The organism is Streptomyces sp. NPDC007917, from assembly GCF_042959105.1.
GTDB lineage: Bacteria > Actinomycetota > Actinomycetes > Streptomycetales > Streptomycetaceae > Streptomyces.
Window position 1 is genome coordinate 66,161 of record NZ_JBIBKK010000040.1, and the last position, 7,671, is coordinate 73,831.

Genomic DNA, 7,671 nt, shown 5'->3' on the forward strand with positions numbered 1-7,671 from the left:
GACCTCCGTCAGGATCCAGCGTGGTGGGGGCGCGGGCGCGGGAGGCGTTTTCGGGGCGGGCGGGCTTGCTGTTCCGCGCGGATGTCGAGCTGGATGCCGGCCAGGAGCTTCTTGGTGATCTTCTCGCTGCCGTCGAGGAGGGCGGTCAGGGCGGCTTCACGGATGAGGTGGGAGAGACTGCCCATGACGCTGCCGGTGCGCTGGTGGAGGTAGTCGGCGTGCCGCGCCAGAGTGTGCGGGGTGTGGTGGCGCAGGCGCAGGGCTTGTTCCATGTCGGTGACCAGAGCGCGCCAGATCTGGCGTTGCTCGTCGGTGGCGCAGGGCAGCGCGGTGTTGCGGATCAGGGTGAAGCGGCCGGCGAGCTGGGCGCCGCGCGGCCCGGTCAGCAGGGGAGAGGCTTCGACGTCGACGCCGGCGTAGACGAAGGTGGCGGGGATGCGCTCGCCGAGGTGTTTCATCTGGTCGGAGGTCTCCGCGCCGGACCGGGTGCGGGTGTCGAGCAGGTGGACGTCGTCCACGAGGACCAGCTTCGTCTCCAGAAGGCACAGCAGGTGGCAGACGGCGTCGGTGATCTGTGCCTGGTTCATGCGGGCCGCGATGGAGATGCCGAGGCACCGGGCGAATTCGCTGACCAGCATCTTGGGTGTGGAGACCGGCGGCACGGCCAGGAAGACCACGGGCAGGCGGTCCGTACGGCCGGGGTGGCGGCGCTGCTCGGCGAGTTCGAAGGTGCGGCCCATTTCCAGCAGGGTGGTGGTCTTGCCGGTGGTGGGCGGTCCGGAGACGATCAGGCCGCGACGTGCGGTGCCCTGCTGGCGGCCATTGAGGAGCATCAGGCGCCGCAGCGACAGAGAGATGCGCTCCATCGCCGGGGTGGTCAGCACCACGAACCGGGAGTGGTAGTCCAGCCGTTCCTCCAGAGACCAGTCCTCATCCGCGATCGGATGGGGCTGCAGCGGGCCAGTGGCGACGAACTGGTGCCAGCCGTCCCGTGTGGTCGGCGGCGCGTACGCCGCGGCCCTCGCTCCGTCGTGAAGGGTGCTGTCGGCAGGGGCGTCTGTCACCACTGTGCTGCTTCCTGGTAGGCGTCATAGATCCGGGACGGGCGCGGAACGTGAGCGGGGGAGTCCGGCCGTTCGTCTCCGGCAAGCTCATCGGCGTCAGCGGGGCCGGGCAGGTCGTCGTCCTCGTCCCAGCCGTCCTCGAACCCTGTCTCCCCTTGCTGATCCTCTTCTTCCAGCGGCGTGAAGGCGCCCACCAGGCCATAGGAGAGGGTCGGAGCCGCCACGGGGTCCGGGACCGCATGCGGCACGGCTGGTCGGGCCAGGGACGCTGCGGCACTGGCGCGCGCCGCCACCGTCTGCTCGCGGCGAGTCCCGGCACCATTGCTCGCACGCCGCAGGAGGCGGTCCAGGGCCTGGGCGAGCTGCCGCTCGTGCTCGACGCGGTCGCCGCGGCGCTCGACTGCGGCACGGACGTGCTGCCAGGTGAAGTCGGTGAAGGGCAGGCTGACACAGCCGCGGTGGATCCACGGCACCTCTTCCCACCCGGTGGGCAGCCGCACCCAGATCTGATTGGGGTCGTAGGGGTTGTGGTGCACCTCCCATCTGCCGTCCGGCGCGCCCGACCGGTCCCCGCGGTGCGGATTGAGGACCTTGTGGTCGTAGGTGCGGTAGTCGAAGCGGATACCGTAGTCGTTGATGGCCACCCGCTTGACGGGCATGAGCTCGATGTAGTCGTCCGCGCTCAGCGGCACCGGGACATAGCCGGTGACTTGCACGAGCGCGCCCCACATCTCGTTCGGCGACAGGGCGAGCTTCGGTGCCAGCGGATGGCGCAGCGACGCGTGCGGGCGGTGCTGCCAGTCGGTGACGAGCCACTCATCCAGCAGGTCCTGCACCTGCGCAAGCGTCCAGCACGCCTCGTCCTCCACGCACGTTCCGCGCCGGGTGACATCCGAGCCGCTGTAGCCGGCCACGTACTGGGAGAACCGGTCCCCGATGGTGCGGAACGTCCGCTCGACATGGCCCTTGGCCGGGCCGTTGGCCGGCGGCGCCGGCTGAACGGACACCCCCAGGCTCTCGCACGCGGCAATGAAGGAACGGGAGACAAACACCGCACCTTGGTCGACTACCACCGTCTCCGGCATGATCACCGGCCGGGCCGCCGCCCCTTCCAGCCGCGCATCCAACGACACCAGCCGCTCATAGGGGATGACCGACCGGGACATCGCCAGCGCCGTCTCCCACCCCGGGCGCATCCGCATGGGCGCGACCATCTGCGCCAGCAGCACCGCCGCATCCACCGATCTTGTGCCCACCGGACGCACTACCGCGGCACAGACACTGCGCGTTGCCACGTCCAACGCGATCGACCACTCGACCGACCCCGTCACCCCGTCGGCGAGCACCACCAGCACATCCAGCGGTGTACTGTCCAGCATCACCAGCTCACCCGGCCGCAGCGCAACGGTCGGAGTGAAGGGAGGGGCCGGCCGCGACGTGCGCCGCCGCTGCTGCGCCGCCGACCCCAGCAGACCATGGCCGTCGGCGAGTGCGTGCACCAGCCGGTTGAACGTCGTCACCGGCGGCACCTCCACCGCGCCGGGACCATGGGCCTCCTCCAGAACCCACCCGACCATGCGCCGCAACCGGCTCAGCGAGCCACTGGAACGGTCCCGCTGCGCCTGCAGCACCTGAGTGATCGCAGCGACCACCCGCTCATCGGCCCGTCCCACCACAGAACGCCTACGCGCCGTGCGCTGGTCGACCAGCCCCCACAGCCCCTTCTCGCGGTAACGGGCCCGCATCCGCCGCACGGTCACCGCACTCGTCGGCTGCCCCGCCGCAGTCAACTCCGCCGCCTTGGCCTCCTCCCGCTGAGCCACAGTCCGCTGCGCCGGATCGAACCCTGCCCGCGGCACACCGCCCTGCCCCGGCACCGGAAGGCCGGTCTCCACCTCCCGCACGTGCCGCTCCCAGGCCTCAGCCCGCTCGCGCGCCTGCACAGGCAGTTCCTCCAGGAGCCCGAACGGAGGCACCCGGGGACGGGGTGTTCCTACGAGTTCGAAGTCAGGAGCAGCGAACAGATAGTTCACCAGCACCGTTGCCGTGGAGTTGTCCGAGCTGACCAGCCGTACACGGCCCCCTTCGAGCATCACCACCGTCCAGGTGCGGTCCTCGAACCGCACCTGGCTCCCCACCTCGAGTACTGCCGCTGTCACGCAGACGCCCACTCGCCCGGCCCTGCTGTCACGCTCGCCCGTTCATGCAAGGGATCATTCAGTGGGGCTGACAGTGCTCCGGCCCATAGGGCGTGGAAGAGGACCGGGAGAACCCTCATGGTGTCCCCGAGGGCACGTGCCCCTTCGATCAGCGGCCGAGGACGGGCAAAGGCCCGCACCGCCTCTTCCATGAGCGTGGTGTCCTGGTAGCGAGGGTGCCGGTATCCCGACAGCCAACTCAGGTTGGCAGCGACAACCGGTTCGGGAGGCGAGGCGACCCTGTACTGTCATCCCACCGCACGTGCCGCCGCTGCCATGCCCTCAGCACGGTGTGCAAGCCCGGGAGAGATCTCTCCGCGCCCGGCACAGTCGAGCAGCAGACCACCGCCGTCCCCGAACCGTGCCATCAGATGCGGCGCATGCGACATCATCGTCCCCTCAACTTCCCGCCAGGACAGCTCTACAGGGCGGCATGTCATCGCCATGACCGAAGCATCACGGTCCAGCAGCATCGCCTGGGTGCGCATGACACCCGACCCGTAGTGCACCAGCCGCCCGGTGGTAGCCGACCACCACCAGCCCGGCGCGAAACGGCGGCCAGATCGCAGGGGAAACGGACGTACCGGACCGCAGTCCTCCAGGCACACGACGCGAGCTGCCTCACCCCATGGCATCCGCCGTTCACCACCGCATGGATCCAGGAACCGGGCGCTGTATCCACAGGGATCAGCGACCGCCGGGTGAGTTGAGGAGCCTTGCCGCCACATGCACCTTCAACCGATGAGCATCCCATCAGGTAATGGCCACGCGGCGGCCTGCTCCCTCATTCCCATCCAAGCCCTGCTCAGCGCGGCCCTGCGCCGCCGCTACGGTCATCCGGTCGCGTCCGTCCCGACAGCCTCAGCAAATCGAACGCTTTCTCAGCCCATCGCGCTGTCATCTGGTCGGCTAGCCGGTCTTGCCCACCACCGCCCTCGGCCCGGCTTGCCTCCCCAGAGCTTCACCCCGTGAGCAGGGGTGTCGGGGGAGTGCCTCCGGTGGCCTCAGCCGGCCGTCCCTGGCCCGGGTTCGTGCTGTTCGCTGCTCACGCGGTGCCTTCCTTGTCTGTCCGGGTGCGGTGGGCGACCCAGTCCGGATCGCGCACGGGCGTCGGCGTCTTCGTGTCGCTGACCGGGGCGCGCATGATGCGCCAGTTGGTGCGCGGTGCGGTGACGGAGTGGGCCAGGACGACGACGGCCTGCCGCCCGGCACCGCCCCGCAGCCACGCCCCGGTGAAGCGCACCTGATCGGCCGCCCAATCGCCCAGCCGCTGCCACGGGCGCAGCCGCCCAAGCAGATAGCCGGCCGCGAGCGCGACCACTGCGATGACGACGATGCCCATCACGACCACCGCATCCCGATCGCGGACAGCAGCTCCACCCGCTCCGGGGATAGCGTCGCGGCCCTGCTGCGCTGATTCCCGATCCACGCCCCGAGCCGGAGCTCCCGCTCCTCCTGGTCCTCGCCGACGATCCGTTCGATGTGCTTCCTCGGCACCCGAAGGTGCCCCTCGCGCTCGTAGAACTGCTTGGCGGCCTCATAGTTCAACGCCCACTTGTCGGCCTGCGTACGGCGCGGCTGGGGCTTCTCGTCCTCGGCCGCGGGCTCGATCCCGAGGACCTGCTCGCACATCCACTGCTGGACGGTGGTGAGGTTGCCCCAGCCGAGCCGGACTGAGCGCACCCACCGGCCGAGGTCCTCGCCCTGGTGCACGACGGTGCCGGGCTCGGTCGGCAGTTCGGCGCCGGCCTCCAGGTGCATGCGGGTGAGGTGGAAGGCGCGCTGCCACTCGACCGGCCAGGCCGGGCACCAGGACGGGTCGATGTCCTCCAGCTGCTCGCGCCGCTCCTCCGACAGTGCCCCGGCCGACGACTCCACGGGCAGCCCCTGGGCACGCCGCTGCTCGATTTCGGCCGCCTTCCGGGCGGCGGCCCTGGCGTTCTTCAGCCAGATGCCCACCTTGTAGCCCTGGTAGGTGGCGTCCAGCGGCGCCAGCAGGTGCCCGTGCTCCTCGGCCCACCCGCGCGCCGCCGCGAGACCTTCCTCCCACGCGACGTCGAAGTGGCTCCAGATCATGCCCAGCTTCTCCAGCTGCTCGATGCGGTCCTCCTCCATGGCGCCGCGGGCGTAGAAGCGCCGGTTGTCGGCGATCCACTGCCCCAGGGGGAACCCGGCGAGCGAGGCCGGCCACCCCTCGGCTTCGGCCCCCTGGTCGTCGCCGCCGGGCACGCGGTAGGTGAAGGGCACCTTGAGGTTGCCGTGCAGCCGGTTGTAGATGACGGAGGCCTCGATGCCGCGCCGCCAGTGCTCGTGCTCGGGGTTGAGGACCCGCAGGTTGATGAACGCCGCCAGCTGCGCGGGGTCACGCGGGGTGGAGAACTTCAGCAGCTGCCGGGCCGGAGTCGACGGCCCGGACCCTTCCCCCTCACCTCGGCCTTCCTGGCCCCCGCTGCGGCTCTGAACGCCCCTGACACGGCTTGGCGCCTGCTGCTGCGCCAGAGTCTCCACCACGCGGGCGTCGTGCGCCCTGAGCGCCTCCAGCAGCTTCGCCAACCCGCCGAAAGCCCGGCTGGTGAGCATGTTGTCCGCGGTCTCGCCCGGCTCGAGCAGGACTGGCACCACGAGCGAGGCGACCTTGCCCTCGCCCGGCTGCATCCGCAGCGCGCGGCCGATGGCCTGGACGAGGTCGGGCATCGAGCCGCGCACATCCGCCCAGTACACGGAGTCGCAGTTCTTGGTGTCGACGCCCTCGCCCAGCACCTTCACCGAGCCGAGGAAGCCCTTCTCCACCAAAGTGCCGTCCGTGGCGATTCCGTCCGCGAACTCTCCGAGGACCCGTCGCCGGTGGCCCGGCTTGTGGTCGCCGCACAGCCAGTCCGCCCAGATCGTGCGCGGGTACAGCTCGGGGTCGGCGGCGTGCAGCTGCGCGGCGACGTCCGGAAGGCCGGCCGCGAACGCCTCGGCCTCCTTCACCACGTGGTGGAAGACGAGCGTGCGCCTAAAGCCCTCCTCCGAGGCCGCCTTGAGCAGCGCGGTCTGGAGAGCGGCGAGCCGGGCCCCGCGGACCTCGTCCGAGCGCCCCTCCGCGCCCAGGAGCTGCGCGGCCTGGAGCTGCGTGTCGGTGATGTCCACGCACACCACCTGGTAGGGGGCACAGATTCCCCGGTCGATCGCCTCCGAGAGGGTCAGGGTGAACGCCCGGCTGCCGAACGGCCCGTCCGAGTCGTCTTCCATGCTCGCCACCAGCTCACCCGGCGCGCCCTCGACATCCTCGTCCAGCTGCCACAGGCGGGGCGTGGCGGTCATGTAGAGGCGGCGCAGGGACGGGATGCGGGTGTTGTCGTGGACGACCGCCCACGGCTTGCCCAGCCGACCCGACGTCCGGTGCGCCTCATCGACCACGATCAGGTCCCAGCCCGGAAGGCCGGCCTTGTGCGCGCGCTCCAGCGTGCCCAGCCCGAGGGAGGCATACGTGGCGAACACGGTGACCTTGTCGAACGGCCGCACCCAGTCGACCAGTTCCTCCACGTCCGTGGTGTTGGGGAAGGTCACGTCCTCGCCCCGCAGGGACGAGACCCCGATCATCGGGCCCGTACGGCCCGCCTCGCGCCACGCGGCCTCGGTCTGCGTGAGCAGATCCAGCGAGGGGACAAGCACCAGCACACGGCCCGCACGGAGCTTCTCCGCGCTGCGGGCCGCGACCCGGGTCTTGCCGGACCCGGTCGCCATGATCACCTGAGCCCGGAGCCCCCTCTCGGGCGCAAGCGATCTTGCAGGCAATTCGAGGGCACGGACAACCGCGTCAACGCCTTCCTGCTGCGCCGCCTCACGCTGATCGGTTCGGCTTGTGGTCGACATATCCGTCTGCCTTCTCCTGGGCTCTTGGCTGGGCAGGAAACGGGAAACCTGCACGTAGGCGGCGTGCGATCGACTACGGTGAACCTCACCGGAACCGGGTCACAGCCTCGGGCCAGTAACCGGAAGCTTGATCGGAAACTGGTCCAACTTCCTTAGCAATTGTGTTGCTCGAGTCCAGAGCTTATCTCGTACTTCAAAGTGAAGCACTCGGAACCGAGAAAATCCCTCGAACGTGGCTGAATTCTGCTACTGTCGCCTTATGGCCACCCGGCAAAGCGGCCTGACAACCGGTCAACTCGACCTCGAGTGTCCCCTCTGTTCGCCTCCCACTTTCCCGACTACCCGCCACCCCTTCCCGCACCCCCTTGCACCTGTTGCTGCCCCGCGCGTAGCGCGGCTGGGGGCTGGAGCGCAGCGGAGGCCCCGACCCGGGCGTGAGCCTGGTTGGCCGCAACGCGGCCGTGGCCCGTGGAGCGCAGCGGAGCGGAGTCAACCTGCTGGGCGCAGCCCAGCAGGTTGACGTCAGGTCACGCAGTGATCTGATTGGCGCT

At 69.9% G+C, this 7,671-nt stretch carries 5 protein-coding genes; all 5 read right to left on the minus strand.

Features of this window, described 5'->3' with window-relative positions:
* Positions 1-8: 8 nt before the first annotated feature.
* A complete protein-coding gene (locus ACFZDL_RS44065) occupies positions 9-1,067 on the minus strand; it encodes a TniB family NTP-binding protein (protein ID WP_391194226.1) in 1,059 nt (352 codons plus the stop codon).
* Positions 1,061-3,157, minus strand: coding sequence for a Mu transposase C-terminal domain-containing protein (locus ACFZDL_RS44070; RefSeq protein ID WP_391194230.1), 2,097 nt, complete (start codon positions 3,155-3,157; stop codon positions 1,061-1,063). The genes ACFZDL_RS44065 and ACFZDL_RS44070 overlap by 7 nt, the downstream gene beginning before the upstream one ends.
* 353 nt (positions 3,158-3,510) lie before the next feature.
* Entirely contained in the window at positions 3,511-3,990 is a 480-nt protein-coding gene (locus ACFZDL_RS44075) for a TnsA-like heteromeric transposase endonuclease subunit (RefSeq protein ID WP_353597143.1), read from the minus strand.
* Positions 3,991-4,307: 317 nt separating this feature from the next.
* Entirely contained in the window at positions 4,308-4,604 is a 297-nt protein-coding gene (locus ACFZDL_RS44080; RefSeq protein WP_353597144.1) for a hypothetical protein, read from the minus strand.
* Entirely contained in the window at positions 4,604-7,120 is a 2,517-nt protein-coding gene (locus ACFZDL_RS44085) for a Helicase associated domain protein (protein WP_353597145.1), read from the minus strand. The genes ACFZDL_RS44080 and ACFZDL_RS44085 overlap by 1 nt, the downstream gene beginning before the upstream one ends.
* Positions 7,121-7,671: the final 551 nt, after the last annotated feature.